This window comes from Pseudomonas sp. SO81 (genome assembly GCF_030374125.1).
Taxonomy (GTDB): Bacteria; Pseudomonadota; Gammaproteobacteria; order Pseudomonadales; family Pseudomonadaceae; genus Aquipseudomonas.
Map to the genome: position 1 here is coordinate 2,237,408 of NZ_CP126126.1, position 26,627 is coordinate 2,264,034.

A 26,627-nucleotide genomic window follows, 5' to 3' on the forward strand; every position below is an offset into this window, starting at 1 on the left:
CTCCTTGAATGACTGCTGGCGCCGTTACTGGCACTGTTCGGCCAGGTGATTGACCAGGGCGGAAGCCAGCTCGCGCGGGTCGCCGCTGAAGCTGCTGTAGCCGCCCTCGCGCAGGCTGTCGGGCATGCTCGGGCTGGCGCAGCTGTCGGCCTTCTGGGTCCAGATCACGCCACCCTGGCGGCGCACGTAGGCCGCGGCGGCGCTGCCGTCGCTGCCCATGCCGCTGAAGGCGATCACGCCGCAATGGGCGCCGAACTGCTGGGCCAGGTTGAGCATCATCTGGTCGATGGACGGGCTGTAGGGCTCCGGCCAGCCGCGGTCGGCCACCTGCATGGCACCGTCTTCGGCGAAGCCGAGCTCGTTGCTGATCGGCGCCACCACCACTTCGCCGCAACGCACAGCATCACCGTTGCGCGCCGGGTTGACGTGCCACTGGCTGTGGCGGCCGACGGCCTGGGGCAACGCCGTCTCGAAGGCGGCATCGATATGCTGGGCATAGACGAAGCCGATCGGCAGACCGCCGGGCAGCGCGTCGAGGAACTCCTTCACCGCCGCCGGACCCCCGAGGGAGGCGGCCAGCAGCCAGACCTGCCTGGCCGGTTCACCGGCCACCAGCGGCGTTTCGGCCAGCGAGGCCGGCAGCTCCAGGCGGCTGGGGCGCTGCGCCTCGGCCAGCAGGGCCTCCAGGCTCGGGCCTACGGCCTGGGCCGGGTCACCGACCAGGCGCTTGAGCTTGCCGAACAGGCGGCGCTCCCAGCGCGGGTAATTTTCCGAGTGGCGTTCCGGGGCGTGGCCCTCGCCGAACAGCACCGGGGCGCTGGCCTTCTCCAGAAGATTGTCGACCAGGGGCGAGTCTTCCGACTGGGCCAGGTCCACCAGCCACAGGTCGGTCTCGCAGTCGGCCAGGGCCGCCTCGTCGAGACGCGCCGGGTCGCTGTTGAGCACCACCTGGTAGCCGCTGCCGGACAGAGCCTGCTGCAGCACGTGGCGCTGCAGCGAGGTGTCGGCGATGACCGCGATACGAGCAGCAGTTCTGTCAGCCATTGGCCTTGTCCTTGACCAGTTTCAGGATGTTTTCCAGCAGATCCGACTCCTGGTACGGCTTGCCCAGGTATTCGTTGACGCCGATGGCCATGGCCCGATCGCGGTGCTTCTCGCCGGTCCGCGAGGTGATCATGATGATCGGCAGGTCCTTCAGGCGCTCGTCGTGGCGCACCAGGGTGGCCACTTCGAAACCGTCCATGCGCGGCATCTCGATGTCGAGCAGCATGATGTCCGGCTTGTGCTCCTGCAGCTGGGCGATGGCGTCGACCCCGTCCTTGGCGGTCAGCACGTTCATGCCGTTGCGCTCGAGCAGGCGGCTGGTGACCTTGCGCACGGTGACCGAGTCGTCCACCACCATGACCAGGGTCGGCCGGCTGGTATCGGTATCGCTCGCCGTCGTGTCCTGACTGACCAGGCGCGGCATCTGCACCTGGCCCAGCAGGTGCGCGTGGCGCACCCGAATGGTCGCCAGCAGGTCGAGAATCACCACCACGCGACCGTCACCGAGGATGGTCGCGCCGGAGATGCCGTGCACGCCGGCGAACTGCGGGCCGAGGCTCTTCACCACGATCTCGCGGGAACCGGCCAGGGCGTCCACCTGCACCGCCACCGCGTGTTCGCTGGAACGCACCAGGATCACCGGCAGCGGCAGGCTCTGGCCCACCAGCTTGGGCTGCTGGCCGTTGTTCAGCAGGTCACCCAGGTACTTCAGCTCGTAGGCCTGGCCGGCGTATTCGAAGCGCGGCGCGTCCGGACCGTAGTAGGCCTCCAGCTCGTACGGCGAGACCCGCACGATACCTTCGATGGTGTTCAGCGGGATGGCGTAGAAGTCTTCGCCGGAGACCACCATCAGCGCGCGGTTGACCGACACGGTGAATGGCAGGCGGATCAGGAAGCGCGTGCCCTCGCCGACGGTCGACTCGATGCTCATGGAGCCACCGAGCTGTTTGACCTCGGAGTGCACCACGTCCATGCCGACGCCACGTCCGGAGATCTGGGTGACCTTCTCGGCGGTGGAGAAGCCGGCCTCGAGGATGAACTGCAGCACCTCGTGGTCGGTGAGATCGCTGTCGGCGTCCATCAGGCCGCGTTCGATGGCCTTGCGCTTGACCGCGTCGAGGCGGATGCCGCCACCGTCGTCGGCCAGGGTCAGGAGGATGTCGCCACCTTCGCGACCGAGGGTCAGGCGGATATTGCCGACTTCCGGCTTGCCGGCCGCGCGGCGCTTGTCGCCCGGCTCGATGCCGTGGTCGACGGCGTTGCGCAGCATGTGCTCCAGCGGCGCGACGATGCGCTCCAGCACGGTACGGTCCATCTCGCCTTCGGCGTTGCCGACATGGAACTCGACCTGCTTGCCCAGCTCGCCGGCCACCTGGCGGACGATCCGGCGCAGACGCGGCACCAGGCGGTCGAACGGCACCATGCGGGTGCGCATCAGGCCTTCCTGCAGCTCGGTGTTGACCCGCGCCTGCTGCAGCAGCAGGGTCTCGGCATCGCGGTTACGCGTGGCCAAGGTTTCCTTCAGGTCGAGCAAGTCGGAGGCCGACTCGAACAGCGCACGCGACAGCTGCTGCAGCTGCGAGTGACGGTCCATTTCCAGCGGGTCGAAGTCTTCGTAGCCGGCACGCTCGGCCTCGGCCTGGTAGCGGCTGAGGATCTGCGCCTGGGTCTCGATGTCGAGGCGGCGCAGCTGATCGCGCACCCGCTCGATGGTCGCTTCCATCTCGCCGAGGGTGAAGCCGAAGTCGCTGACCTGCTGCTCGACGCGACCGCGGAAGATTGAGGTCTCACCGGCCAGGTTGACCAGGCCTTCAAGCAGATCCGCCGGCACCTTGACCAGCTCCTGCGGCGCACGCTGGGCGGCGGCGCGGGCGGCGGCCTCGGCGGCGCGCTCGACGAAGGGCAGTACCTTGACCTGTTGCGACTGTTGCGGCTGGGCGCTGGCGGCGACGATCGGCGTGCTCAGCGCCACGGGCGCCGGAGCCGATTCGACCGGTTGCGGCTCGGCCACCGGAGCGGCCTGGATCTCGGCCACATGGCTGTCATCCAGGCGCTTGCGCAGCTGGTCGAGTTCCTTCTGCAGGCCCTCGTAGCCGGACTGCACGTCGAGGAACAGGCTGTCCGGCCAGGGCGCACCCTGCTGCTGGGCCTCGGTCAGGTGTTGTTCGAAGTCGTGGCTGAGATCGCCCAGGCGCTTCTGCCCGGCCAGGCGCGCACCGCCCTTGAGGGTGTGCAGGATGCGCAGCAGCTCGTCGATGGGGCTGCCATTGCTGCGATCGGCTTCCCAGCGCCCGATGGCAGCCTCCATGGCCTCCAGCAGTTCATCCGCCTCCTCGAGGAAGATGTCGAGAATGTCGTCGGCTTCGGCGCCGACCTCGTCTTCTTCCACTACCGGCTGCAGATGCACGCTGGTGGGCATGCTCAGCTGCGCGTCGGGGTCGGCGCGGAAGCGCTTGATGGTCTCGATCAGGGCCAGGCCATCGGGGATCGCCCGGTTACCGCGCACCGCCTCGAGCATCTCGGAGAGACGGTCGTGGCAGGCCTGCAGCACGCCGAACAGGTCGCCATTGGCCTTCAGGCGGCCGTCGCCGACGCCTTCGTAGAGGAATTCCAGTTCATGGGCCAGATCGCCGATCTCGCGGATCTCGGCCATGCGCGCACCACCCTTGAGGGTGTGCAGGTCGCGCTGCAGGGCTTCCACTTCCAGGGTGTTGTCGACATCGGCCATCCAGCGCTGCAGGGCGGCACCGGCGCTGTCCATGATGTCGAAGCCTTCTTCGAGGAAGATCTCTACCAGCTCCGGATCGCGGTCGACCGCAGGTGCTGGCGCGACGGCAATCGGCGCGACCTCGAATACAGGCTGCGGCTCGGGCTCGGGCTCGGGCTCGGGCTCGGGCTCGGGCTCGGGCTCGGGCTCGGGCTCGGGCTCGGGCTCGGGCTCGGGCTCGACAATCTCGGCCGGCGGCAGGTCCTGCGCAAGTGGCTCCAGGTCTTCGGCGCCCAGAGCCGGCAGCGATTCGTCCAGGTGCCACTCGTCCGAGCTCAGCGCGGGCAGCTCTTCCGGCAGCAGTTCGCCGGGCTGCTCGGCGGCAGGCTCGATATGCAGCTCCGGCAGATCGTCCAGCTGCGGTGCGACGAAGTCCACCTCGGCCAGCTCGCCCAGGTCGATCTCCGGCGACTCGCTCGGCTCTTCCGCAGCAGCTGTTTCGGGCAGCGGCTGCAGATCGGTGGACGGCAGATCGTCCAGCGCCTCGGCGCCGAGGGCCGGCAGTGATTCGTCCAGATGCCACTCATCCGAGCTCAGCGCGGGCAGCTCTGCCGGCAACTCTTCGGCTGGCGGCGCGGCAGACTCGATGTGCAGCTCCGGCAGCTCGTCCAGCTGCGGTGCGACGAAGTCCACCTCGGTCAGCTCGCCCAGGTCGATCTCCGCCGAGGGCGCAGTGTCCTCTTCCAGCTCGATCGAGGGCAGCGCGTCGACTGCGGGCTCCGCCTCGTCGGCACTGGCTTGGCTTTCGTTACTGGCCGAATGACTCGGCGCGGCTATCGGGCCGCCCTGGCGAAAGGAGCGTATCGCGTCGATCAGCGCCGAGGAGTCCAGCAGCGGCTGGCCGCGCTGCAGTTGCTCGAGCACCACCGCCAGGCGGTCGTGGCTCTGCTGCAGCAGGCCGGCCAGGGCAGGGGAGTAGCTGAAGCGGCGATCCACCAGGCCTTCGTAGAGGGACTCCAGTTCGTGGGCCAGGTCGCCGATAGCGCGAATCTCGGCCATCCGTGCGCCGCCCTTGAGGGTGTGCAGGTCGCGCTGCAGGGACGACAGGGCCAGGTTGCTCTCGGGGTCGCTCAGCCAGCGATCGAGGGCCTGGCCGGCGCTGTCGAGGATATCGACGGCCTCTTCCAAGAAGATCTCCACCATCTCGGCGTCGAGGTTCTCCGGCATGCTCGCCACCGGCTCGAACACCGGCTGCGGCTCGGCGGCGGCGAAGCTTTCCGGCTCGGCCAGTGGTTCGGGCTCCAGCGCGGATTGCGGCGCGGGCTCCGGCTCAACGGCGGGCAACTCGTCCAGCTCGACCACTTCCAGGCCGGCCACGGCATCGGTATGCAGCAGCGCCAGGGTGGCCGGGTCGAGCGCCTGATCCAGCAGATTGCGCAGGGCCGCCACGCGCTCGGGCTGCGGGCTGACCTGCAGGGCGGCGGCGACCTGATCCATCATGCCGATCAACGCCTCATGGGCGGATTCGGCCTCGGCGAAGAAATGCTCGCTGACCGCCAGGCGGCCATCCAGCACGGCCTGGTAGAGGGCCAGCAGGGCCTGGCACAGCTCGTCGATCTGCGGCAGTTCGGCCATCTCGGCGCCACGGCCGAGGGTGGTCAGCTCTTCCAGCAGGGCGGACAGCTCCTGCTGCTCGCTGGGGTGCTCACGCCACTTGCGCAGCAGGTCCTCGGCGTCGAGCAGGATGTCCATGCCCTCGGCGAGGAAGATCGAGATCAGCTGCGGGTCACGGTAATCCTGCTCTTCCAGGCGCGCGCTCTCAGCGCTTTCCAGGCGAGCGTTGTGCAGTTTCTGTACGCGCTCGAGGAACTCGGCGGCACCCGGAATCGGCGCCAGGGGCTGACTCTCCAGCTGCTCCAAGCCGGCGCGGAACAGATGCTCGGCGTCGCGCAGCAGCTCGGCCTCGCCCAGGTCCATGTCGATCAGGTTGGTCTTGAATTCCTTGACCAGCTTTTCCAGCGGCGTGGCGATCTCGGCGATCGGCAGGATGCCGGCCATGTGCGCGCTGCCCTTGAGGGTGTGCAGGGCACGCTGCAGGTCATCGGTCACCGGCTGCGGCAGCTCCTGGGCACAGTCGGCAAGGAAGCCGACCAGGGTGTCCAAGTGGGTCTCGGCCTCGTTGCGGAAAATCTCCAGCAGCAGCGGATCGAGGGCCTCGTCGTCGCTGGTGGCCAGGGCGGGAGCGACTGGCTGCGGCAGCTCCTCCTGGGCGAAATCGACCTCCATCTCTTCTACTGGCAGCTCGGCGGCCGGTTCGGCCTCCGGCTCGCTCTGTGACTCGGCGACAACCGGCGCACTGGCGAAGCTCGGCACCTGACCACGGGCCAGGGCATGGGCGGTGGCGGCCAGACGGTCGACGTCGTCGCGCTGGCGCTGGGCCTTGGCGGCGAACTCGTCGACCAGCGCCGGCATCAGCTCGACCACGTCGACGATCACCTGCTGCACCGGCTGATCGGGCTGGATGCTGCGATCCAGCACGCGGTTGAGCATGTTCTCGATGGACCAGCCCAGCTCGCCGATGATCAGGGCGCGGACCATGCGGCCGCTGCCCTTGAGGGTATGGAAGGCGCGCCGCACTTCGGTCAGCGCGTCCTTGTTGTCGGTATCCGCACGCCATTGCGGGAGGTATTCGTTGATGGTTTCGAGAACCTCGCCGACCTCCTCGATGAAGACTTCCAGCAGCTCCTCGTCCACCGGCTCCTCGTCGGCAGGCGGCGGTAGCAGGCTCGGCGGCACGTCCTGGGCCGGCGGGTTGATCGCCTGCACCGGAGCGGCCATGACCTCAGCCATGGTCAGCGGCTTGTCGGCCGCCGGCTGAACCGGCTCGGGCTCGACCGGGGCACTCGGCAACTCGACTTCCGGCAGCTCCAGGTCGGCGATTTCCAGCTCGTCCCAGTTGGCCGGGGCGCTGTCGAGGTTCAGCTCTTCGGCTTCCAGCGACAGTTCGCTCAGGTTCTCGTCCAGCGCCGGCAGCTCTGCGCCGCCCGACAGCTCGTCAGCTTCGACGCTGAAGGAGCTATCAAGACTGAGCTCTTCCAGCTCGCCGGACAGTGGCTGCAGATCGTCCAGAGTGCCCAGCTCGAGCGGGGCATCCAGGCTCAGATCGATGCCGCTGGACGCTTCCGGCGTGGCCTCGCCCAGGCTCCAGTTGTCGTCGGAGACCAGCAGCTCGCCGGTCTCTTCGGCCGGCAGCTCGGCGAACTCGATGCTCAGCTCGTCGCCCGACTCTTCCAGCGACAGTGCGGGCAGCTCTTCGAGCTCCAGCGGCTGTTCTTCCAGCAGCGGCTCCTCGAAGGCAGCCTCTTCGGCGGCCAGCACTTCGATGTCCTGCAGCGGGTCGGCCAGCGGCGCAGGGGCCTCCTCGCGCGGTTCGATGCGGTCGAGGATCGAGGGCTTTTCCTTGAGGGGGTAGCCCAGGCTCTCCAGGCTTTCCTCGGCGACGTCGAGAATCAGGTCGCCCTGGCTGGCATGGTCTTCGGCCAGGCGCTCCAGGTAGTACTCGACGCTGGTGATGGCGTCGGCCAGGGTGTCCAGGTTCTGCCAGTTGGGTACGGCCTTGCGCACCAGCAGCTGCTCCTGGATATAGCGGGTGCAGGCCTGCAGCAGCGAAGCGGCACGGGTCAGCGGAATCATGGCCAGACCGCCGCGGACCTGGGTCAGCAGCTCCGGCACGCGGGCAAGGTGCTCGTGGTTCCACTGCGAGGCGATGAACTCGATGATCGCGTCCTTGGCCTGTTCCAGGCCGGTACGCGCTTCCTTGATCACCAGCTGGTGGATCTGCGCCACGTCGGTGGTCGGCAGGTGGCTCTGTTCGTTCTGCTGATCGTCGCTGGGGCCAACCATGCCGGCCAGGGTGGCCTCGACATAGAGCAGCGCGCCGGCCACATCCATCAGCACCGCATCGCTCGGCTCGCGCTGACCGACGGAGAGGCTGTGCACCACGTCGAGCTGATCGACGATGACCTTGCGCGGCTGGCCGAAGCCAAGTACCGCCAGGGTATCGGCGATCTGCTTGAGCGGCGCCAGCAGGCCGTCCAGTTCGGCGACCTGCTTGCGATCACTGCGCACGAACAGATCGAGGCTGTCCTTGACCCGCACCAGCTCCTCGCACAGCGCGGCGACCACCGAACGCATGGCGTCGCGGTCCGGACCGGCCAGGCGGGCGCGCTCTTCGTCGACCACGCCGCTGTCGGGCAGGGCCTCGTCGAGGCGGTACTGGTCCTTCAGCGCGCGCAGGCGCGGCGACTGGGCCGAGGCCTTGGCCACGTAGAACAGCAGGTTCTTGGTCAGTTCGTCCGGGGCGGTATGGTTCATACCGTCGGCGCCCTGGTCGACCAGGCGCTTGAGCTCCTTGTCGACCTGGCGCAGCAGGGTGCGCACCGAGGCGCTATTGGTCACGCTGCCGTTGGCCAGGCCTTCGACCATGCCCGAGGCGATCTGCCACAGCGGGCCGAGCGGCGCCTCCTTGCACAGGGTTTCCAGGCGCGCGAACACGCGGGCCATGTAGCCCAGGTTGGTGGCCAGGTCCTGGTTGCGGATCACCCCGACCAGGGCCATCTGCAGCATCTGCCGCAGCTTGCGCAGCAGCACGGGCAGCTCGGCGGTACGCAGTTTTTCCAGGGAATCGAGCGACAGCGCCGGCAGGCGACCGGACAGGTCTGGGGAGAACAGGCTGGTTTCCGACAGCAGGTTCTCGCCGCGGGCGGCACGCAGGTCGTTGAGCAGCGGCAGCACGACCATCGGCAGGTCGCGACGCGCGCTCTGGATGCGGTCCAGGTACGCCGGCAGCTGCAGGATGGCCTGCATCAGCACTTCCAGGGCTTCCGTCTGGTTGCTCGCGCGGCCGTCCAGCAGGGCCTGGGTCAGCTGTTCCATTTCCTCGGCGAGCAGAGCCGCGCCGTAGAACTCGACCATCTGCAGGGTGCCGTGAACCTGGTGCACATAGGTCTGGCAGAAACGCATGCGCGTGGCGTCCTGCGGGTTCTCGACGAACGCCTCCAGGGCCTGACGCGCCTGCTTCAGGGTTTCCGCGATCTCGCCTTTGACCCACTCCAGGGCGACATAGTCGTGCCGATCACCCATACCGACTCCACTCATATTCTTGTCTTAGCCCTTGCGGGTGAACGCCAGAACGCGCTCGTCGGCCACCGGTACCAGGTCCGGATGCTGCCAACCGACCACTTCCCCCACTCCCACCACCAGCATGCCCCCCGGCGCCAGGCGTTCGGCCAGACGGTTGAGGATTTCGCGGCGGCGCCAGCGGCGGAAATAGATCAGCAGGTTCTGACAAAAGATTACGTCCATGCCGGACTGCGGCGCCTTGGCCAGCTCCAGCACATTCAACCGGGCGACGCAGACACGCGCGGCCAGGTCCGGCACCACTTGGTAACGACCATCGTCCTGGGCGAGGAAGTAACGCTCGCACAGGTCGCTGTCCATCTGTTCCAGCTTGCGCGCGCCGTATGTCGCGTCGCGCGCCTTGTTCAACACATTCAGGCTGATATCGGTGCCGGTCACGCCGAACTGCCGATCACTGCCCACATCGCGCAACACCTCGGCGGCCGCGATGGCCATCGAGTAGGGCTCCTCGCCACTGGAGCAGCCAACGCTCCACAGTGCCAGGGGTTGCTGCTGTTCATCCGTGGCCAGACGGCCACGCAGGTAACTTTCCAGGACGTCGAAGGACGGGCGGTGGCGGAAGAAGCGGGTCTCCTGCACGGTCAGGCGGTCCAGCAGGGTCGACCACTCCACCGCGCCACGCGGGCCATCGGTGACCTGGCGGAAATAGCTGGCGTAGTCGCCGACGCCCAGTTCACGCATGCGCGCGGTCAGGTTGGTCTGCAGGAATGCCCGGCGTTGTTCGTTGATCACCACGCCGGTGCGCTCTTCGAGCAGTGCCTGCCAGTCGCGGAACTCCGCCTGTGACATGTCGGCCAGGGGTTTCAAGGCCCAGACGCCGCTTGGCTGCATGCCGTGCCCCTCGCTCATGGCCGAATGCCCCGGGCGGCAGCCATCTCAGGCTGCCGCACCTCCCTTGATCAGGCCTGGCCGTCCGGCAGGGTGAAGCCGGATACCGAACGACGCATCTCACTGGCCATCTTGGCCAGGTTACCAATGCTCTTGGCGGTAGCGGTGGTACCTGCGGAGGTCTGCGAGGTGATCTCCTGAATCACATTCATGGTGTTGGAGATGTGGCCAGCGGACGAAGCCTGCTGACGGGCGGCGTTGGAGATGTTCTGGATCAAGGCCGCGAGGGTCTTGGATACCTTCTCGATCTCTTCCAGGGCCACACCGGCGTCCTGCGCCAGGCGTGCACCGCGTACCACTTCGGAAGTGGTCTGCTCCATGGAGATAACCGCTTCGTTGGTGTCGGTCTGAATCGTCTTAACCAGCGCCTCGATCTGCTTGGTCGCCGCGGAGGAACGTTCTGCGAGGCGTTGTACCTCGTCCGCTACCACGGCGAAGCCGCGGCCCGCGTCACCGGCCATGGACGCCTGGATCGCGGCGTTCAGTGCGAGGATGTTGGTCTGGTCGGCAATGTCGTTAATCAGGCTAACGATGTCACCGATCTCCTGGGACGATTCACCGAGGCGCTTGATCCGCTTCGAGGTGTCTTGGATCTGCTCACGGATGTTATCCATGCCGGTGATGGTGTTGTGCACTACCTCGTTACCCTTGTTGGCGATGGCTACGGAACGTTCCGCTACCGCGGAGGATTCCGCGGCGTTCGCCGATACCTGGTCAATCGACACCGCCATTTCGTTGATCGCCGCGGAGGCACCGGCGATTTCCTGGGCCTGGTGCTCGGAAGCCTCGGCCAGGTGCATCGCGGTAGCCTGGGTTTCCTGGGCGGCGGCGGCCACCTGGACGGCGGTCGAGTTGATCGTCGCTACCAGGTCGCGCAGCTGATCGATGGAGTAGTTGATGGAGTCCGCGATCGCACCGGTGAAGTCTTCGGTTACGGTCGCGGCCACGGTCAGGTCACCGTCCGCGAGGTCGGCGATTTCGTCGAGCAGTCGCAGAATCGCCGACTGGTTACGTTCGTTCTTCTCGGCGGTGGACGCCAGTCGGCGGTTGGTCTCGCGCACCATGACCAGGCCGATCAGGATGATCGAGGCCAGGGCCAGGGCACCCAGCACGTAACCGGCGATGGTGTTGAAGTAACGGCCGTCGGCCAGGTTTTCGAACTCGGTGGCCAGGCCGGAGGTCTTGTCCAGAAGGGTCTGCGAGCCGGTGAAGATGGTGTTGGCGGATTCACGGACCTGGAACAGTTCTGGGGAGGTCTCGAGAATCTCGTCCACCGAGCCGGATACGAACTGGAACAGCTCGGAAATCTCGGCCAGACGCTCCAGGGCGTCGGTATCGGTAACGGCGGAGATCTCCATGGCTGCGTTGCCTTCGATCATCGCCTTGAGTACGCGACCGAACAGGCTGGCGTCGCGGCCGAACATGTCGGCGGCCTGGACGGAATCATCGTCACCGGCCAGCACCTTGTTCACCGAGCCGAGGATACGTTCGGCGAGCAGCGATTGACGCTGGGCAACCGACACCTGGGCAGCGGGCGCGCCGCTCTGCAGCAGGATGTCGACCACCTCTTCGTACTCGACCTGCAGCTGCGGGATGGTTTCGGCGAGGGTGGCGGCTACCTGGTGCAGCGACAGTACGGTCTGTTCGCTCTGCAGGATGGCGTCCGCGTTCTGCCGCAGCACGTCCCAGTCCTTCTGCACCTCGTCCATCTGCGCCTTTACCGACTCCGGCGCCGCCGGCAGGCCGCTGGCCTCGTTACCGGAGGTCAGGAAGCCCCAGCGTTCTTCGAAGTCGCGACGCGCTTCCTTGAGCAGCGGGAAGGCTTCTGCCTTGCCGGTCGCCGCTTCGGTGGCGTTCTTCGCAATACGCTGGGACAGCACGCGCAGTTCGCCCGCGTGGCTGATGTATTCCTTGTCGTAGTTGGACTGGGTGTTGAGATAGGCGAAGTTGGCGAACAGCAACACGATGGAAATGATCAGGACTATGAAGAGTCCGGCGATCAGCGTGTTACTGCGCACACCTGCCAAGAGATTGCCTGCATCGAGTTTTTTCATTATTTGGCCCCCGCCTGGACCGACCGCACTTCAGTTCCCATGTAACGCCAAAGGGCCGGCAACTGCCGACCCAACCGAAAATCTTTATACCGCCACGTCTAAAAAGCCCTGGTGCTGCGCCAACGCATGCGGGCTGAACACCAGCCAGGGTCGCTCGCGCTGGAAGACCCCATGAATGAACGGCGAAATGGCCGCCTCCAGCGGTGGCAACTGCTCGGAAAAGGTATCCACCGGGAAGTGCTGCATACCGAACACTTCGTCGACCGTCAGGCCGGCGAACACTTCGTTATGGTCCACCACCAGCACCCGCCGCTGCTTGCGCAGGGGCGACAGCTCGCTGCCGAAGAAGCCGCACAGGTCCATCACCGGCAACAGCCGGCCACGCACGTTGGCCACGCCCTTGACCCAGCTCTTCACGCCCGGCAGCAGCGTGTGCCGCGGCTCGTGCAGAACCTCACCGACCTCCCCCATGGGCGCGACGAAATAACGCTCGCCCATGCGGAAGCCGATGCCGCTCCAGGTCTGTACCGTCTGCTGTTGCGACGGCAGACCGGCCGCCAGCGCACGGCAGCGCTGATCGAGGTCAACGAGAAGCTGGAAGGGGGATTGCGCGTCCGACATGCCGGCCTTGGCCTTTTCTTCTTATGTGGCTACGGACTGGCGCGGCTTCAGCCGGCCAGCACCGCGTTGAGGGTCTTCATCAGCGTGTCTTCGTCGACCGGCTTGGTCAGGTAGTCACGCGCGCCCTGGCGCTTGCCCCAGACCTTGTCGGTTTCTTGATCCTTGGTGGTGACGATGATCACCGGGATGTGGCTGGTTTCGGCGTCCTTGGTCAGCTGACGGGTCGCCTGGAAGCCATTGAGACCGGGCATGACGATATCCATCAGCACGGCATCGGGTTTTTCCTGGCGCGCCAGGGCAACGCCGTCGGCACCATTCTCCGCCTTGAGTACCTGATGACCATGCTTCTCGAGCATGGCGGTCAGTTTGTACATCTCGGTCGGCGAGTCATCAACAATCAGAATACGAGCCATGAAGTTCCCCATACGGAATAGGCATCGCCGGCTTGTGGCCAGCTATCAGGAGGCTTGCTCCACCGGGACGAATTCGGGCACATGCGCCTTGATGGCGCCGAGCAGCTCTTCCTTGCTGAAGGGCTTGGTCAGGTACTGGTCGGAACCGACGATGCGCCCCTTGGCCTTATCGAACAGGCCGTCCTTGGAGGACAGCATGATCACCGGGGTGGATTTGAAAGCACTGTTGTTTTTGATCAGGGCGCAGGTCTGATAACCATCGAGGCGCGGCATCATGATATCGACAAAGATAATGCTCGGATGCGTATCGGCGATCTTGGCCAACGCATCGAAACCGTCCACCGCAGTGATGACCTCACAACCCACCTTCTTCAGCAGAGTCTCGGCGGTGCGACGAATCGTTTTCGAATCGTCGATCACCATGACCTTCAAACCCTCGGAATGCTGTTCCATGTCTGCCCTACCATCGCCTCGGTGAGTCATTGTTTTATCTATACAGCACAGTGTGGCTGAGGCCGTAAAACTGACGGGCTGCGACCCGATCGTCCGGACTTTTTAGCACACTCTCCTGATGCAATCTATAAGCCCCTAATACTCGGGGTTTTTCTTGACCGGTGGCGCCCTCCGGCGCCACCCTTGCGCATCACTTCTGCCAACCTGAAGCAGGTTTCACCCCATGAGCATTCGCCTGGGGATCGTCATGGATCCCATCGCCCAGATCAATTTCAAGAAGGATAGCTCGCTGGCCATGCTTCTGGCCGCGCAGGCTCGCGGCTGGTCTCTCTTCTATATGGAGCAGCGCGATCTCTACAGCAACGCCGGCCAGGCCCGTGCCCGCATGCAGCCGCTGCAGGTGTTCAACGACCCGCAGCGCTGGTTCGAACTGGATGCGGAGAAGGACGCCCCTCTGGCCGAGCTGGACGTGATCCTGATGCGCAAAGATCCGCCCTTCGATAACGAGTTCGTCTACTCCACTTACTTACTGGAGCAGGCCGAGCGCGATGGCGTACTGGTGGTCAACCGCCCCCAGAGCCTGCGCGACTGCAACGAGAAACTGTTTGCCACCCAGTTCCCTCACTGCATGCCACCTACCCTTGTCAGCCGCAGGGCCGACATTCTGCGCGAGTTCGCCGAAGCGCAGCGTGACATCATTCTCAAACCCCTGGATGGCATGGGCGGTTCCTCGATCTTCCGCCACCGCGTCGGCGACCCCAACCTCTCGGTGATCCTCGAGACCCTGACCGCCCACGGCACCCAGCAGTGCATGGCGCAGGGCTACCTGCCCGGCATCAAGGACGGCGACAAGCGCATCCTGATGATCGATGGCGAGCCGATCCCCTACTGCCTGGCGCGCATCCCAGCCCAGGGCGAGACCCGCGGCAACCTGGCCGCCGGCGGTCGCGGCGAGGCACGCCCGCTGACCGAGCGCGACCGCTGGATCGCCGCCGAGGTCGGCCCGGCGCTGCGCGAGAAGGGCCTGCTGTTCGTCGGCCTGGACGTGATCGGCGAGCACCTCACCGAGATCAATGTGACCAGCCCGACCTGCATCCGCGAGATCGACAAGGCCTTCGACACCCGCATCGGCGAACGCCTGATGGATGCCATCGAGGGCAAGCTTGCTGCGCGCAAAGCTTGATCCAGGTGGCAGCTTGGCGCTTGCGGCTTGCAGCCTGACGACCCGAGCCGGCAGACTGCGCGGCAATTCGTAACCGCGCCCGCCAGATGAACGCAGCCTTGAGACCGCCGCCCGAACTGACCAGCTCAGGCATCCGCCCCGCGGATCGCCTGGGCTTCACCCTGTTCGTCGCCACCCTGCTGCACCTGGCACTGATCCTCGGCGTCAGCTTCACCCTGGCCAAGCCCGGCGAGCTGAGCAAGACCCTGGAAATCACGCTGTCGACCTTCAACAGCGACAAACAGCCCGACAAAGCCGACTACCTGGCCCAGCACAACCAGCAGGGCAGCGGCACCCTGGAGCACAAGGCGGCGCCCAAGACCACCGAGCAGGCGCCGTTCCAGGACAGCAAGGTCAACAAGGTCACCCCGGCCGCCGCGCCGCAGCCGACCCAGCGCAAGGAAGCGGTCGCCAGCAAGACTTCGCTGACCACCACCAAGCAGCAACAGCAGAAAGCGGCGACCAAGCAGAAGGAAGAGGAGCCGCAACCCGACGCCCAGCCGGCGCCGGTGTTCGACACCGCCCAGCTGTCCGCCGAGATCGCAAGCCTGGAGGCCGAACTGGCCCAGGAACAACAGCTCTACGCCAAGCGCCCGAAGATCCACCGCCTCAACGCTGCCTCGACCATGCGCGACAAGGGCGCCTGGTACAAGGACGAGTGGCGCAAGAAGGTCGAGCGGGTCGGCAACCTCAACTACCCGGAAGAAGCCCGGCGCCAGCGCGTCTACGGCAGCCTGCGCCTGCTGGTGTCGATCAATCGCGACGGCACCCTGTATGAAGTGCAGGTACTGGAGCCGTCCGGCCAGCCGGTGCTGGACCAGGCCGCCCTGCGCATCGTGCGCCTGGCCGCGCCCTTCGCCCCGTTCACCGGCGACCTGGCGGACATCGACCGCCTGGAAATCATCCGCACCTGGCGCTTCGAGCGCGGCGACCGACTCTCCAGCAACTAAGGCGCGCCGGGCATTTCCGCCCGGCGCTTGAAGACGGCGCCGCCAGGGTCGAAACTAGCGCCCATGAAGACCGCCGCCAGCTACCTCAAGCATCACTTCCTGATCGCCATGCCGCACATGGCCGATCCCAACTTCGCGCAGACCGTCACCTACCTGGTGGAGCACAACGAGCAGGGCGCCATGGGCCTGGTGATCAACCGCCCCAACGGTCTCAACCTGGCCGACGTGCTGGAACAGCTGCGCCCCGACGAGACACCCCCTGCCCTCTGCCAGAGCCTGCCGATCTTCGCCGGCGGCCCGGTACAGACCGATCGCGGCTTCGTCCTGCATCCGTCTGGGCAGAGCTTCCAGGCTACCCTGGAGCTGGGCGAGCTGGCCCTGTCCACCTCCCAGGACGCGCTGTTCGCCATCGCCGACGGCAGCGGCCCCGCCAAGTATCTGATCACCCTCGGCTACGCCGGCTGGGAAGCCGGCCAGCTGGAGACCGAGCTGACCGAGAACGCCTGGCTGACCTGCCCGGCCGACGCCGCCATCCTCTTCGACACCCCCGCCGAGCAGCGCCTGGGTGCTGCCGCCGCGCGCCTGGGCATCAATCTCAGCCTGCTGACCGCCCAGGCCGGCCACGCATGAGCGGCGCGCCACGCCTGCTGCTGGGCTTCGACTACGGCACCAAGCAGATCGGCGTCGCCGTCGGTCAAGCCATCACCGGCCAGGCCCGCGAGCTCTGTGTACTCAAGGCGCAGAATGGCGTGCCGGACTGGCTGAAGGTAGAGGCACTGATCAAGGAGTGGCAGCCGGACGCCATCGTCGTCGGCCTGCCGCTGAACATGGACGGCACGAAGAGCGAGATGAGCGAGCGCGCCGAGAAGTTCGCCCGCCGCCTCAACGGTCGCTTCAACCTGCCGGTGCATACCCACGACGAACGCCTGACCACCTTCGAGGCCAAGGGCCAGCGCCTGTCCCAGGGCCAGCGCGGCGGCTACCGCGAGCGCCCGGTGGACGCCCTGGCCGCCGCCCTGCTGCTGGAAGGCTGGCTGGAACAGAATCTTTCGAACTGATTGCGAGGAACGCCATGACCCTGCCCGATCCCCAACAGCTGCTGCCGCGCATGGCCGGCGACCTGCAGGCGCTGCTCAAGCGCCGCGGTGTCGCGCAGGTGCATTTCATCGGCATCCGCACCGGCGGTGTGTGGGTCGCCGAGGCGCTGCTGCGCGAGCTGAACCTGGAACAGCCGCTCGGCACCCTCGACGTGTCCTTCTACCGCGACGACTTCACCCGCAGCGGCCTGCACCCACAGGTACGCCCCTCCGAGCTGCCGTTCGAGATCGAGAACCAGCACCTGGTGCTGGTCGACGACGTACTGATGAGCGGCCGCACCATCCGCGCCGCCCTCAACGAGCTATTCGACTACGGCCGCCCGGCCAGCGTGACCCTGGTCAGCCTGCTCGACCTGGACGCCCGCGAGCTGCCGATCCACGCCGACGTGCTCGGCGCGACCCTCGCCCTGCCCCCAGCGCAACGGGTAAAATTGTCCGGCCCCGCGCCGCTCACCCTCGAGCTGCAAAGCCTTTCCGCCTAGGACCACCCCATGCCCATCGACGCCAAGCGCTCGCTGCAGCTCAACGACCAGGGCCAGCTGCGCCACTTCCTCTCGCTCGACGGCCTGCCCCGCGAGCTGCTGACGGAAATCCTCGACACCGCCGACTCCTTCCTCGAAGTCGGTGCCCGCGCGGTGAAGAAGGTCCCGTTGCTGCGCGGCAAGACCGTGTGCAACGTGTTCTTCGAGAACTCCACGCGCACCCGCACCACCTTCGAGCTGGCGGCCCAGCGCCTGTCGGCCGACGTGATCAGCCTGAACGTGTCGACCAGCTCGACCAGCAAGGGCGAGACCCTGTTCGACACCCTGCGTAACCTGGAAGCCATGGCCGCCGACATCTTCGTCGTGCGCCATGCCGACTCCGGCGCCGCGCACTTCATCGCCGAGCACGTGTGCCCGAACCTGGCGATCATCAACGGTGGCGACGGCCGCCACGCGCACCCGACCCAGGGCATGCTCGACATGCTCACCATCCGCCGCCACAAGGGCGGCTTCGAGAACCTCTCGGTGGCCATCGTCGGCGATATCCTGCACTCGCGGGTGGCGCGTTCGAATATGCTGGCGCTGAAGACCCTGGGCTGCCCGGACATGCGCGTGATCGCGCCGAAAACCCTGCTGCCGGTGGGCATCGAGCAGTACGGGGTGACCGTCTACAGCGACCTCGCAGAGGGCCTCAAGGACGTCGACGTGGTGATCATGCTGCGCCTGCAGCGCGAGCGCATGCAGGGCGGCCTGCTGCCCAGCGAAGGCGAGTTCTACCGCCTCTACGGCCTCACCGAGCAGCGCTTGAAACTGGCCAAGCCGGACGCCCTGGTGATGCACCCAGGGCCGATCAACCGCGGCGTGGAAATCGAATCGGCGGTGGCCGACGGCCCGCAATCGGTGATCCTCAACCAGGTCACCTATGGCATCGCCATCCGCATGGCCGTGCTGTCGATGGCCATGAGCGGCCAGGCCGCCCAGCGCCAAATCAACGCCGAGGAGCACAACTGATGCGCATGCGAATCCTCGGAGCCCGGGTGATCGACCCGGCCAGCGGCCTGGACCAGGTCCGCGAGCTCTACCTCGACGGCGGCAAGATCGTTGCCTTCGACCAGGCGCCGGCCGGCTTCAGCGCCGACCAGGAACTGGACGCCCGCGGCCTGATCGCCAGCCCCGGCCTGGTCGACCTGTCCGCGGCCCTGCGCGAGCCGGGCTACAGCCGCAAGGGCAATATTGCCAGCGAGACCCTGGCCGCCGCGGCCGGCGGCGTCACCAGCCTGTGCTGCCCGCCGCTGACCAAGCCGGTACTCGATACCCCGGCCGTGGCCGAACTGATCCTCGACCGCGCCCAGGAAGCCGGGCACACCAAGGTCTTCCCGATCGGCGCCCTGACCAAGGGCCTGGCCGGCGAGCAGCTGGCCGAGCTGGTCGCGCTGCGCGACGCCGGCTGCGTGGCCTTCGCCAACGGCCTGGCGCCGCTGGCCAACAACCGCACCCTGCGCCGTGCCCTGGAATACGCGGCCACCTTCGACCTGACGGTGATCTTCCATTCGCAGGACGCCGACCTTGCCGACGGCGGCCTAGCCCACGAAGGCGCCACGGCCAGCTTCCTCGGCCTGGCCGGCATTCCGGAAAGCGCCGAGACCGTGGCCCTGGCCCGCGACCTGCTGCTGGTCGAGCAGAGCGGCGTGCGCGCCCACTTCAGCCAGATCACCAGCGCCCGCGGCGCCGAGATGATCGCCGCCGCCCAGGCCCGTGGCCTGCCGGTGACCGCCGACGTGGCCATGTACCAGCTGATCCTCACCGACGAGGCACTGCTCGGCTTCTCCAGCCTTTACCACGTGCAGCCGCCGCTGCGCACCGCGTTCGACCGTGACGGCCTGCGCGAGGCGGTGAAGAATGGCACGATCGGCAGCATCGCCAGCCACCACCAGCCCCATGAGCCGGACGCCAAGCTGGCGCCGTTCGGTGCCACCGAGCCGGGCATCAGCAGCGTCGAGCTGCTGCTGCCGCTGGCCCTGACCCTGGTCCAGGACGGCCTGCTCGATCTGCCGACCCTGCTCGCCCGCCTTACCAGCGGCCCGGCCAAGGCCCTGCGCCTGCCCGCCGGCCGCCTGGCCGTGGGCGCCCCGGCCGACCTGCTGCTGTTCGATGCCGAGGGCCAAACCCTGGCCGGCGAGACCTGGCGCTCCAAGGGCGGCAACTGCCCGTTCATCGGCCACTGCCTGCCCGGCCAGGTGCGCTACACCCTGGTAGACGGCCGCCTCAGCTACCAGGGTTAAACCCCCAGCCATGAAAAAGCCCGCCGATTGGCGGGCTTTTTTCTACGCAAACAAGAACCTGCTTAAAGGCTCGCGAGCTAGAGAAAAACAAGGCGGAAGTGGCTGAGGAAGCGGAGTTTACGAATGGTAAATGAGCATTCCGACCGGGCTGGCGATCCAGGCCACTTCCAACGCAGTTTTTCCGACGCGCAGCAGGCTTTAAGCAGGTTCTCAGGCGCGCGAGGCGTTCTTGATCGACACCTGGGTATTCAGGGTCCAGAAGTCGTAGAGCACGCCGAGCAGGAACAGGCCACCGGTGAACAGGTAGATGATCCCGGTGATCCACTTGCCCTGGTACATGCGGTGCACGCCGAACACGCCGAGGAAGGTCAGCAGGATCCAGGCCACGTTGTAGTCGGTATCGCCGGCGGTGAAGCGCAGATCGGCCTCGCGATCCATGGCCGGGATCAGGAACAGGTCGATGATCCAGCCGATGAACAGCAGGCCCAGGGTGAGGAACCAGATGGTCCCGGTCACCGGCTTGCCGTAGTAGAAGCGGTGCGCGCCGAGAAAGCCGAAGATCCACAGCAGATAGCCGATGACCTTGCTGTGGGTGTCCTGTCGTTGCATGAAAACTCCTTGTGGCTGAACGGGCCGACCACCGGCCGACGCAAAGACTTGCGCGATAAGGGCGATCGCCAAATACTGTATATAAATACAGTTATCGATAACGCCCCATGGAACTCATCGACAAGCTAACCGTATTGGCCGACGCGGCCAAGTATGACGTTTCCTGCGCCAGCAGCGGCGCGCCTAAACGCGACTCGCGCGGCAAATCCGGCCTGGGCGCCACCAACGGCATGGGCATCTGCCACAGCTTCACGCCGGACGGCCGCTGCGTGGCGCTGCTCAAGATCCTGCTGACCAACTTCTGCCTCTACGACTGCCAGTACTGCGTCAACCGCCGCTCCAGCGACGTACCACGGGCGCGCTTCACCCCCGAGGAAGTGGTGCGCCTGACCCTGGACTTCTACCGGCGCAACTGCATCAGCGGGCTGTTCCTCAGTTCCGGGATCATCCGCTCCGCCGACTACACCATGGAGCAACTGGTGCGCGTCGCCAAGCTGCTGCGCGAGGAGCACGAGTTCCGCGGCTATATCCATCTGAAGACCATTCCCGACGCCTCCCCCGAGCTGATCGCCGAGGCCGGCCGCTATGCCGATCGCCTCAGCGTCAATATCGAGTTGCCCAGCGAGGCCAGCCTGATCCGCCTGGCCCCGGAGAAGAAGGTCGGCACCATCAAGCAGGCGATGGGCACGATCCGCCTCGGCGTCGACGAGGCCAGCGAGGAAACCCGTGGCCCGGCGTTCGCCCCGGCCGGGCAGAGCACGCAGATGATCGTCGGCGCCGACGACACCGACGACCGCACCATCCTCGACACCGCCCAGACCCTGTACGGCGCCTACAAGCTCAAGCGCGTGTATTACTCGGCCTTCAGCCCGATCCCGCACAGCCCGAAGAGCGTGCCGTTCCAGGCGCCGCCACTGCTGCGCGAACACCGCCTTTACCAGGCGGATTTCCTCCTGCGCGGCTACGGCTTCAACGTTCAGGAGCTGATCGCCACACCGGGCAACCTGGCCCTGGATATCGACCCCAAGCTGGCCTGGGCGCTGGCCAATCGCGCGCAGTTCCCGCTCGACCTCAACCGCGCGGAACCGGCGATGATCGCCCGCGTCCCGGGCATCGGCATGCTCAGCGCCAAGCGCCTGGTCGACTTGCGGCGCCAGCGGCGCATCCGTTACGCCGACGTGGTGCGCCTGCGCTGCGCCATGGACAAGGTCAAACCCTTCATCGTCACCCAGGACTATCGCCCGCAGCAGGCCACCCTGGAATCCGCCGTGCTGCGCCGCCAGCTCAGCGACACGCCGGCACAGATGGCCCTGTGGTGATGCAGGCGGCGCACTTCGATGGCAGCTTCGCCGGCTGGCGCAGCGAGGCCCGGCGCCTGCTGCAGGCGGGCATCCCACCGCATGCGGTGAACTGGCAAGCGGGCAAGGATGACGGCAACCTGTTTGCCGGCCTCGCGCCGGAGCCGTTACAGGCTTCGTCGTCGCCCGCCCTACTCATCCCACGTGAACTGCCCGAACTGCTGGAAAACGCCGCACGCTTTCGCGCCGATGATCGCTGGGCGCTGCTCTACCGGATTCTCTGGCGCGTCAGCCAGGGCGACCGCGCCGCCATGCTGGCTGGCGATCGCGACGGTAGCGTGCTGCAGCGGCGGATCAGGAGCGTGTACCGCGAAGCTCACCACATGCACGCCTTCCTGCGCTTTCGCCAGCGCCCGGCCGAATCCGGAGCGCCGGCCTTCGTCGCCTGGCACGAACCGGCCCATGACATCCTGGAAATCGCCGTCGAACATTTCGCCGAGCGCCTGGGCCGCGCCACCTGGCTGATCGCCACGCCGGACGCCGCCGCGCTGTGGGACGGCGCGCAGATGCGCATCCTGCGCCCCTGCCCCATTGAGCTGCGCGAACTGGCGCGCGGCGCGGAAGACCCCGGTGCCGACCTGTGGCTGGCCTATTACGGCGCCACCTTCAACCCGGCGCGACTCAACCGGGACGTACTGGAAAGCAACATGCCGGTACGTTTCTGGAAGGATCTGCCCGAGGGCCCGCTGATCCCGCAGCTGATGAGCCAGGCCCGCGCCGGCCAGCAGCGCCTGGCACAGACCGCCAGCGTCGGCGAGCGCGTGGGCAAGGAGGTGCTGATCGCCAGCGACAGAGCCCAGCCGCAGCGCGCGCCCAGAACGTCACTGGACGATTGCCGCGCCTGTGACATCTGGCGCGGCGCCACCTGTGCGGTACCCGGCGAGGGGCCGCGCGATGCCCGGATCATGCTGGTCGGCGAACAGCCGGGCGATCAGGAAGACCTGGCCGGGCGCTCCTTCATCGGCCCCGCCGGTCAGGTGCTGCAGCGTGCGCTGGCCCAGGCCGGACTACCTCGCGAGAGGGTCTACCTGACCAACGCGGTCAAGCACTTCAAATGGCTCCCGCGCGGCGGACCGAACAGCCGCGCCGCCACGCGCCTGCATGTGACGCCGAAACCGGGAGAGATAAAAGCCTGTCGCCGTTGGCTGAGCGAGGAACTGGCAGAGGTGGCGCCGCAGGTGGTGGTGGCGCTCGGCAAGACGGCACTGGCAGCGCTGCTGCAAACCTACGAGCCGCAACGCCTGCGCCTGGCAGACTTCGCCGAGCCGCTCAGGCATGAAGAGCGCTGGCTGGTGGTGGCACCGCATCCCGCAGCGGTGCTGCGGGCGGGCGATGGCGGCGAACAGCGCTTCGACGAGCTGGTCACCGCCTTGACTCGGGCGCGCCAGCTGGCGCCGGCGGCAGGCTGATCAGCGGAAGCGTCGGCCGGGATCTTCCTCGCTGGCCTGCAGGCTGAGGCCTTCGCTCATGCTGGTCAGGTGATCGCCATCGGTTTCCGAACCCAGCTTGATCAGCAGACGCAGGTCGTTTGCCGAGTCGGCGTAGAGCAGGGCGTCTTCGTAGGTGATCTCGCCCTGGGTGTAGAGGTTGTACAGAGCCTGGTCGAAGGTCTGCATGCCCAGCTCGGTGGAGCGCTTCATCAGGCCCTTGAGCTCGTGCACCTCGCCCTTGCGGATCAGGTCGGCGGCCAGCGGGGTGTTGATCAGTACCTCGATCACCGCGCGGCGGCCCTTGCCGTCAGGAGTCGGCACCAGTTGCTGGGCGACGATGGCCTTGAGGTTGAGCGACAGGTCCATCCACACCTGGTTGTGTCGGTCCGGCGGGAAGAAGTTGATGATCCGGTCCAGCGCCTGGTTGGCGTTGTTGGCGTGCAGCGTGGCCAGGGCCAGGTGACCGGTCTCGGCGAAGGCCACGGCGTAGTCCATGGTCTCGCGGGTACGGATCTCACCGATCAGGATCACGTCCGGCGCCTGGCGCAGGGTGTTCTTCAGCGCCACCTCGAACGACTCGGTATCGATACCCACTTCGCGCTGGGTGACGATGCAGCTCTGGTGCTGGTGGATGTACTCGATCGGGTCTTCGATGGAGATGATATGGCCGCTGGTGTTCTTGTTGCGGTAGCCGATCATCGCCGCCAGCGAAGTGGATTTACCGGTACCGGTAGCGCCGACGAACAGCACCAGACCGCGCTTGGTCAGGGCCAGCTTCTTCAGCACCTCGGGCAGTTTGAGGTCGTCGATGGTCGGGATGTTGGTCTCGATGCGACGCAGCACCATGCCGGCCAGGTTGCGCTGGTAGAAGGCGCTGACCCGGAAGCGCCCGACGCCACGGGCGCTGATAGCGAAGTTGCACTCGTGGTTCTCGGCGAACTCGCGGCGCTGCTGCTCGTTCATCACCGAGTGCACAGTCTCGCGGGTCTGCTCCGGCGACATAGGGTTCTTGGTCACCGGCATGATCTTGCCGTTGACCTTCATCGACGGTGGCACGCCGGCGGTGATGAACAGGTCGGAACCGCCCTTCTCCACCATCAAGCGCAACAGCTTTTCAAATTCCATCTTTCCCGCCCCGCATCTCTCGTATGCGGCGACCGCCTAGGCGGCCGCCTCTTTGTTGTTAGAAGTTTTCCGGTGTCTTGGCCTTCTCGCGGGCCGCCTCGCGGCTGACCAGGCCCTTGGAAACCAAGCCCTTGAGGCAGTTGTCGAGGGTCTGCATGCCCAGCGCACCACCGGTCTGGATCGACGAATACATCTGCGCCACCTTGTCCTCGCGGATCAGGTTACGGATCGCCGGGGTACCGATCATGATCTCGTGGGCCGCCACGCGACCGCCGCCGATCTTCTTCAGCAGGGTCTGCGAGATCACCGCCTGCAGCGATTCGGACAGCATGGAGCGGACCATGGACTTCTCCTCGGCCGGGAACACGTCGACCACACGGTCGATGGTCTTGGCGGCGGAGGTGGTGTGCAGGGTGCCGAACACCAGGTGACCGGTCTCCGCGGCGGTCAGCGCCAGGCGGATGGTCTCCAGGTCACGCATCTCACCCACCAGGATGATGTCCGGGTCTTCCCGCAGGGCCGAACGCAGGGCTTCGGAGAAACCGTGGGTATCACGGTGCACCTCGCGCTGGTTGACCAGGCACTTCTTCGACTCGTGAACGAATTCGATCGGGTCTTCGATGGTGAGGATGTGGTGGTACTTGTTGCTGTTCAGGTAGTCGAGCATGGCCGCCAGGGTGGTCGACTTGCCCGAACCGGTCGGACCGGTGACCAGCACCAGGCCGCGCGGCACGTCGGTGATCTTCTTGAACACCTCGCCCATGCCCAGGTCCTCCATGCTCAAGACCTTGGAGGGAATGGTCCGGAACACGGCGCCGGCGCCACGGTTCTGGTTGAAGGCGTTGACCCGGAAGCGCGCCACGCCAGGCACTTCGAAGGAGAAGTCGGTCTCGAGGAATTCCTCGTAATCCTTGCGCTGCTTGTCGTTCATGATGTCGTAGATCAGCGCGTGGACCTGTTTGTGGTCCATCGCCGGCAGGTTGATCCGCCGTACGTCGCCATCGACACGAATCATCGGCGGCAGACCCGCCGAGAGGTGCAGGTCCGACGCGCCTTGCTTGGCACTGAAGGCAAGCAGCTCGGTAATATCCATGGGACTCCCCAATCACATGCAAGCAGGTAGAATGCCGCAGACCCCTGACGGGCGGGCTATAGAGCGCGAGTAATGTCCACGATAGCAGAGAATATTGCAAAGGTTCGCGAGCGTATCCGTGAGGCGGCGCAAGCCTCGCAGCGCGATCCACAGGCAATCGGCCTGCTCGCCGTGAGCAAGACCAAGCCGGCACAGGCGGTGCGCGAGGCGCATGCCGGCGGGCAGATCAACTTCGGCGAAAACTATCTGCAGGAGGCCCTGGCCAAGCAGGCCGAGCTGGCCGACCTGGACCTGGTCTGGCACTTCATCGGGCCCATCCAGTCGAACAAGACCAAGCCGATCGCCGAGCACTTCCACTGGGTGCACTCGGTGGATCGCCTGAAGATCGCCCAGCGCCTGTCCGAACAACGCCCCGCGCACCTGCCGCCGCTGAACATCTGTCTGCAGGTCAACGTCAGCGGCGAGGCCAGCAAGTCCGGCTGCACTCCCGAGGAGCTGCCGACCCTGGCACAGGCGGTTACACAACTGCCGCGACTGCGCCTGCGCGGATTGATGACAATCCCCGAACCGAGCGACGACCCACAAGCCCAGCGCGCCCCCCTGGCACGCCTGCGCCAGCTGCGCGACGCGCTGAACCCGAACCTCGACACCCTGTCCATGGGCATGAGCCAGGACCTGGAGGCCGCCGTCGCCGAAGGCGCCACCTGGGTGCGCATCGGCACCGCGCTGTTCGGTGCCCGCGACTATGGCTCACCCTCCCTATAAAGGAAGCATGTACATGACTCATCCGCGTATCGCCTTTATCGGCGCCGGCAACATGGCCGCCAGCCTGATCGGCGGCCTGCTTGCCCAGGGCATCCCGGCCGGCCATATCCACGCCAGCGATCCGGGTGCCGAGCAGCGCGCCAAGGTCGCCGCCGAATACGGCATCGAACTGTTTGAGAGCAATGCCGAGGCGATTGCCGGCGCCGACCTGGTGGTCCTGGCGACCAAGCCGCAGGTGCTCAAGGGCGTGTGCCAGGCCCTGACGCCCAGCCTGCAGCCGGGCCAACTGATCGTCTCCATCGCCGCCGGCATCACCTGCGCCAGCCTCAGTGCCTGGCTCGGCGACGTGGCCATCGTGCGCTGCATGCCCAATACCCCGGCGCTGCTGCGCCAGGGCGTCAGCGGCCTGTATGCCAACGCACGGGTTTCCGCCGCCCAGCGCCAGCAGGCCGAGCAACTGCTGGCCGCTGTCGGCCTGGCCCTGTGGCTGGATGAAGAGCAGCTGATCGACGCCGTCACCGCCGTCTCCGGCAGCGGCCCGGCGTACTTCTTCCTGCTGATCGAGGCGATGACCGCCGCCGGCGAGAAACTCGGCCTGCCGCGCGACACCGCCGCCCAGCTGACCCTGCACACCGCCCTCGGCGCCGCGCGCATGGCCACCGAGAGCGACGTCGAGGCCGCCGAGCTGCGTCGCCGCGTCACCTCGCCCAACGGCACCACCGAGGCGGCGATCAAGACCTTCCAGGCCGGCGGCTTCGAGGCCCTGGTGCAACAGGCCCTGGACGCCGCCGCCCGGCGCTCCGCCGAACTCGCCGAACAACTGGGTCATTAAGGA

The 26,627-nt window shown here is 66.5% G+C and carries 21 protein-coding genes; 11 read left to right on the forward strand and 10 right to left on the reverse strand.

Translation table 11 applies throughout. The annotated features are described in order from the left end of the window. Window positions 1-24: 24 nt before the first annotated feature. The 7 genes from OH686_RS10645 to pilG form a co-directional block, all read right to left on the reverse strand. Complete coding sequence (locus OH686_RS10645; protein ID WP_289538448.1) at window positions 25-1,044, reverse strand: chemotaxis protein CheB; 1,020 nt, start codon at window positions 1,042-1,044, stop codon at window positions 25-27. Then, window positions 1,037-8,893, reverse strand: coding sequence for an Hpt domain-containing protein (locus OH686_RS10650; RefSeq protein ID WP_289538450.1), 7,857 nt, complete (start codon window positions 8,891-8,893; stop codon window positions 1,037-1,039). The genes OH686_RS10645 and OH686_RS10650 overlap by 8 nt, the downstream gene beginning before the upstream one ends. A gap of 24 nt (window positions 8,894-8,917) precedes the next feature. Continuing rightward, entirely contained in the window at window positions 8,918-9,781 is an 864-nt protein-coding gene (locus tag OH686_RS10655; RefSeq protein WP_289538926.1) for a CheR family methyltransferase, read from the reverse strand. 68 nt (window positions 9,782-9,849) lie between these two features. After that, on the reverse strand, window positions 9,850-11,892 hold the full coding sequence (locus OH686_RS10660) for a methyl-accepting chemotaxis protein (RefSeq protein WP_289538452.1): 2,043 nt from the start codon (window positions 11,890-11,892) through the stop codon (window positions 9,850-9,852). Between the two features lie 84 nt (window positions 11,893-11,976). Continuing rightward, window positions 11,977-12,513, reverse strand: a complete 537-nt coding sequence (locus OH686_RS10665) for a chemotaxis protein CheW (RefSeq protein WP_289538454.1) — start codon at window positions 12,511-12,513, stop codon at window positions 11,977-11,979. A 47-nt stretch (window positions 12,514-12,560) separates the two neighbouring features. Continuing rightward, window positions 12,561-12,926, reverse strand: a complete 366-nt coding sequence (pilH, locus tag OH686_RS10670; RefSeq protein ID WP_043216118.1) for a twitching motility response regulator PilH — start codon at window positions 12,924-12,926, stop codon at window positions 12,561-12,563. A 45-nt stretch (window positions 12,927-12,971) separates the two neighbouring features. Further along, window positions 12,972-13,379, reverse strand: coding sequence for a twitching motility response regulator PilG (pilG, locus tag OH686_RS10675; RefSeq protein ID WP_021698994.1), 408 nt, complete (start codon window positions 13,377-13,379; stop codon window positions 12,972-12,974). 223 nt (window positions 13,380-13,602) lie between these two features. Between pilG and gshB the strand changes: the two genes are divergently transcribed. The 7 genes from gshB to OH686_RS10710 all read left to right on the forward strand — a co-directional run bounded on the left by gshB (window position 13,603) and on the right by OH686_RS10710 (window position 19,412). Beyond that, entirely contained in the window at window positions 13,603-14,562 is a 960-nt protein-coding gene (gene gshB, locus OH686_RS10680) for a glutathione synthase (RefSeq protein ID WP_289538461.1), read from the forward strand. A gap of 86 nt (window positions 14,563-14,648) precedes the next feature. After that, window positions 14,649-15,551 carry an energy transducer TonB gene (locus OH686_RS10685; protein ID WP_289538463.1) on the forward strand — a complete coding sequence of 301 codons (903 nt, stop codon included), beginning with the start codon at window positions 14,649-14,651 and terminating at the stop codon, window positions 15,549-15,551. A gap of 63 nt (window positions 15,552-15,614) precedes the next feature. Continuing rightward, entirely contained in the window at window positions 15,615-16,181 is a 567-nt protein-coding gene (locus tag OH686_RS10690; RefSeq protein ID WP_137973636.1) for a YqgE/AlgH family protein, read from the forward strand. Further along, on the forward strand, window positions 16,178-16,609 hold the full coding sequence (gene ruvX / locus OH686_RS10695; protein WP_289538467.1) for a Holliday junction resolvase RuvX: 432 nt from the start codon (window positions 16,178-16,180) through the stop codon (window positions 16,607-16,609). Before OH686_RS10690 ends, ruvX begins: the two co-directional genes overlap by 4 nt. A gap of 14 nt (window positions 16,610-16,623) precedes the next feature. Beyond that, window positions 16,624-17,130 carry a bifunctional pyr operon transcriptional regulator/uracil phosphoribosyltransferase PyrR gene (gene pyrR / locus OH686_RS10700; RefSeq protein WP_289538469.1) on the forward strand — a complete coding sequence of 169 codons (507 nt, stop codon included), beginning with the start codon at window positions 16,624-16,626 and terminating at the stop codon, window positions 17,128-17,130. A 9-nt stretch (window positions 17,131-17,139) separates the two neighbouring features. Continuing rightward, entirely contained in the window at window positions 17,140-18,141 is a 1,002-nt protein-coding gene (locus tag OH686_RS10705) for an aspartate carbamoyltransferase catalytic subunit (protein ID WP_289538470.1), read from the forward strand. Continuing rightward, complete coding sequence (locus tag OH686_RS10710) at window positions 18,141-19,412, forward strand: dihydroorotase (protein ID WP_289538472.1); 1,272 nt, start codon at window positions 18,141-18,143, stop codon at window positions 19,410-19,412. The genes OH686_RS10705 and OH686_RS10710 overlap by 1 nt, the downstream gene beginning before the upstream one ends. A gap of 210 nt (window positions 19,413-19,622) precedes the next feature. On the opposite strand, the gene OH686_RS10715 is transcribed toward OH686_RS10710, so the two are convergent. After that, a complete protein-coding gene (locus tag OH686_RS10715; RefSeq protein WP_289538474.1) occupies window positions 19,623-20,021 on the reverse strand; it encodes an NINE protein in 399 nt (132 codons plus the stop codon). Window positions 20,022-20,128: 107 nt separating this feature from the next. Between OH686_RS10715 and OH686_RS10720 the strand changes: the two genes are divergently transcribed. Further along, a complete protein-coding gene (locus OH686_RS10720) occupies window positions 20,129-21,340 on the forward strand; it encodes a putative DNA modification/repair radical SAM protein (protein WP_289538476.1) in 1,212 nt (403 codons plus the stop codon). Next, the gene (locus OH686_RS10725) at window positions 21,340-22,788 is read left to right on the forward strand and encodes a UdgX family uracil-DNA binding protein (RefSeq protein ID WP_289538478.1); all 1,449 of its coding nucleotides are present in this window, start codon (window positions 21,340-21,342) and stop codon (window positions 22,786-22,788) included. The genes OH686_RS10720 and OH686_RS10725 overlap by 1 nt, the downstream gene beginning before the upstream one ends. Here OH686_RS10725 and OH686_RS10730 read toward each other — a convergent pair whose 3' ends face one another. Together OH686_RS10730 and OH686_RS10735 are read right to left on the reverse strand one after the other, a co-directional pair. Then, window positions 22,789-23,934: a PilT/PilU family type 4a pilus ATPase gene (locus OH686_RS10730; protein ID WP_192399133.1), complete on the reverse strand. Its 1,146-nt coding sequence runs from the start codon at window positions 23,932-23,934 to the stop codon at window positions 22,789-22,791. A 58-nt stretch (window positions 23,935-23,992) separates the two neighbouring features. After that, the gene (locus tag OH686_RS10735; protein ID WP_289538480.1) at window positions 23,993-25,027 is read right to left on the reverse strand and encodes a type IV pilus twitching motility protein PilT; all 1,035 of its coding nucleotides are present in this window, start codon (window positions 25,025-25,027) and stop codon (window positions 23,993-23,995) included. A gap of 72 nt (window positions 25,028-25,099) precedes the next feature. Between OH686_RS10735 and OH686_RS10740 the strand changes: the two genes are divergently transcribed. Together OH686_RS10740 and proC are read left to right on the forward strand one after the other, a co-directional pair. Next, entirely contained in the window at window positions 25,100-25,792 is a 693-nt protein-coding gene (locus OH686_RS10740) for a YggS family pyridoxal phosphate-dependent enzyme (protein WP_289538482.1), read from the forward strand. Between the two features lie 13 nt (window positions 25,793-25,805). Further along, the gene (gene proC / locus OH686_RS10745) at window positions 25,806-26,624 is read left to right on the forward strand and encodes a pyrroline-5-carboxylate reductase (protein ID WP_289538484.1); all 819 of its coding nucleotides are present in this window, start codon (window positions 25,806-25,808) and stop codon (window positions 26,622-26,624) included. Window positions 26,625-26,627: the final 3 nt, after the last annotated feature.

What these genes read in the sequence shown, in the direction of transcription:
- proC (WP_289538484.1), top strand. Translation starts at nt 25,806, where the DNA reads ATGACTCATCCGCGTATCGCCTTTATCGGCGCCGGCAACATGGCCGCC.
- OH686_RS10725 (WP_289538478.1), top strand. Translation starts at nt 21,340, where the DNA reads ATGCAGGCGGCGCACTTCGATGGCAGCTTCGCCGGCTGGCGCAGCGAG.
- OH686_RS10740 (WP_289538482.1), top strand. Translation starts at nt 25,100, where the DNA reads ATGTCCACGATAGCAGAGAATATTGCAAAGGTTCGCGAGCGTATCCGT.
- ruvX (WP_289538467.1), top strand. Translation starts at nt 16,178, where the DNA reads ATGAGCGGCGCGCCACGCCTGCTGCTGGGCTTCGACTACGGCACCAAG.
- OH686_RS10715 (WP_289538474.1), bottom strand. Translation starts at nt 20,021, where the DNA reads ATGCAACGACAGGACACCCACAGCAAGGTCATCGGCTATCTGCTGTGG.
- OH686_RS10690 (WP_137973636.1), top strand. Translation starts at nt 15,615, where the DNA reads ATGAAGACCGCCGCCAGCTACCTCAAGCATCACTTCCTGATCGCCATG.
- pilG (WP_021698994.1), bottom strand. Translation starts at nt 13,379, where the DNA reads ATGGAACAGCATTCCGAGGGTTTGAAGGTCATGGTGATCGACGATTCG.
- OH686_RS10645 (WP_289538448.1), bottom strand. Translation starts at nt 1,044, where the DNA reads ATGGCTGACAGAACTGCTGCTCGTATCGCGGTCATCGCCGACACCTCG.
- OH686_RS10730 (WP_192399133.1), bottom strand. Translation starts at nt 23,934, where the DNA reads ATGGAATTTGAAAAGCTGTTGCGCTTGATGGTGGAGAAGGGCGGTTCC.
- OH686_RS10660 (WP_289538452.1), bottom strand. Translation starts at nt 11,892, where the DNA reads ATGAAAAAACTCGATGCAGGCAATCTCTTGGCAGGTGTGCGCAGTAAC.
- OH686_RS10665 (WP_289538454.1), bottom strand. Translation starts at nt 12,513, where the DNA reads ATGTCGGACGCGCAATCCCCCTTCCAGCTTCTCGTTGACCTCGATCAG.
- OH686_RS10655 (WP_289538926.1), bottom strand. Translation starts at nt 9,781, where the DNA reads ATGCAGCCAAGCGGCGTCTGGGCCTTGAAACCCCTGGCCGACATGTCA.
- OH686_RS10650 (WP_289538450.1), bottom strand. Translation starts at nt 8,893, where the DNA reads ATGGGTGATCGGCACGACTATGTCGCCCTGGAGTGGGTCAAAGGCGAG.
- OH686_RS10705 (WP_289538470.1), top strand. Translation starts at nt 17,140, where the DNA reads ATGCCCATCGACGCCAAGCGCTCGCTGCAGCTCAACGACCAGGGCCAG.
- gshB (WP_289538461.1), top strand. Translation starts at nt 13,603, where the DNA reads ATGAGCATTCGCCTGGGGATCGTCATGGATCCCATCGCCCAGATCAAT.
- OH686_RS10720 (WP_289538476.1), top strand. Translation starts at nt 20,129, where the DNA reads ATGGAACTCATCGACAAGCTAACCGTATTGGCCGACGCGGCCAAGTAT.
- OH686_RS10685 (WP_289538463.1), top strand. Translation starts at nt 14,649, where the DNA reads ATGAACGCAGCCTTGAGACCGCCGCCCGAACTGACCAGCTCAGGCATC.
- pilH (WP_043216118.1), bottom strand. Translation starts at nt 12,926, where the DNA reads ATGGCTCGTATTCTGATTGTTGATGACTCGCCGACCGAGATGTACAAA.
- OH686_RS10735 (WP_289538480.1), bottom strand. Translation starts at nt 25,027, where the DNA reads ATGGATATTACCGAGCTGCTTGCCTTCAGTGCCAAGCAAGGCGCGTCG.
- pyrR (WP_289538469.1), top strand. Translation starts at nt 16,624, where the DNA reads ATGACCCTGCCCGATCCCCAACAGCTGCTGCCGCGCATGGCCGGCGAC.
- OH686_RS10710 (WP_289538472.1), top strand. Translation starts at nt 18,141, where the DNA reads ATGCGCATGCGAATCCTCGGAGCCCGGGTGATCGACCCGGCCAGCGGC.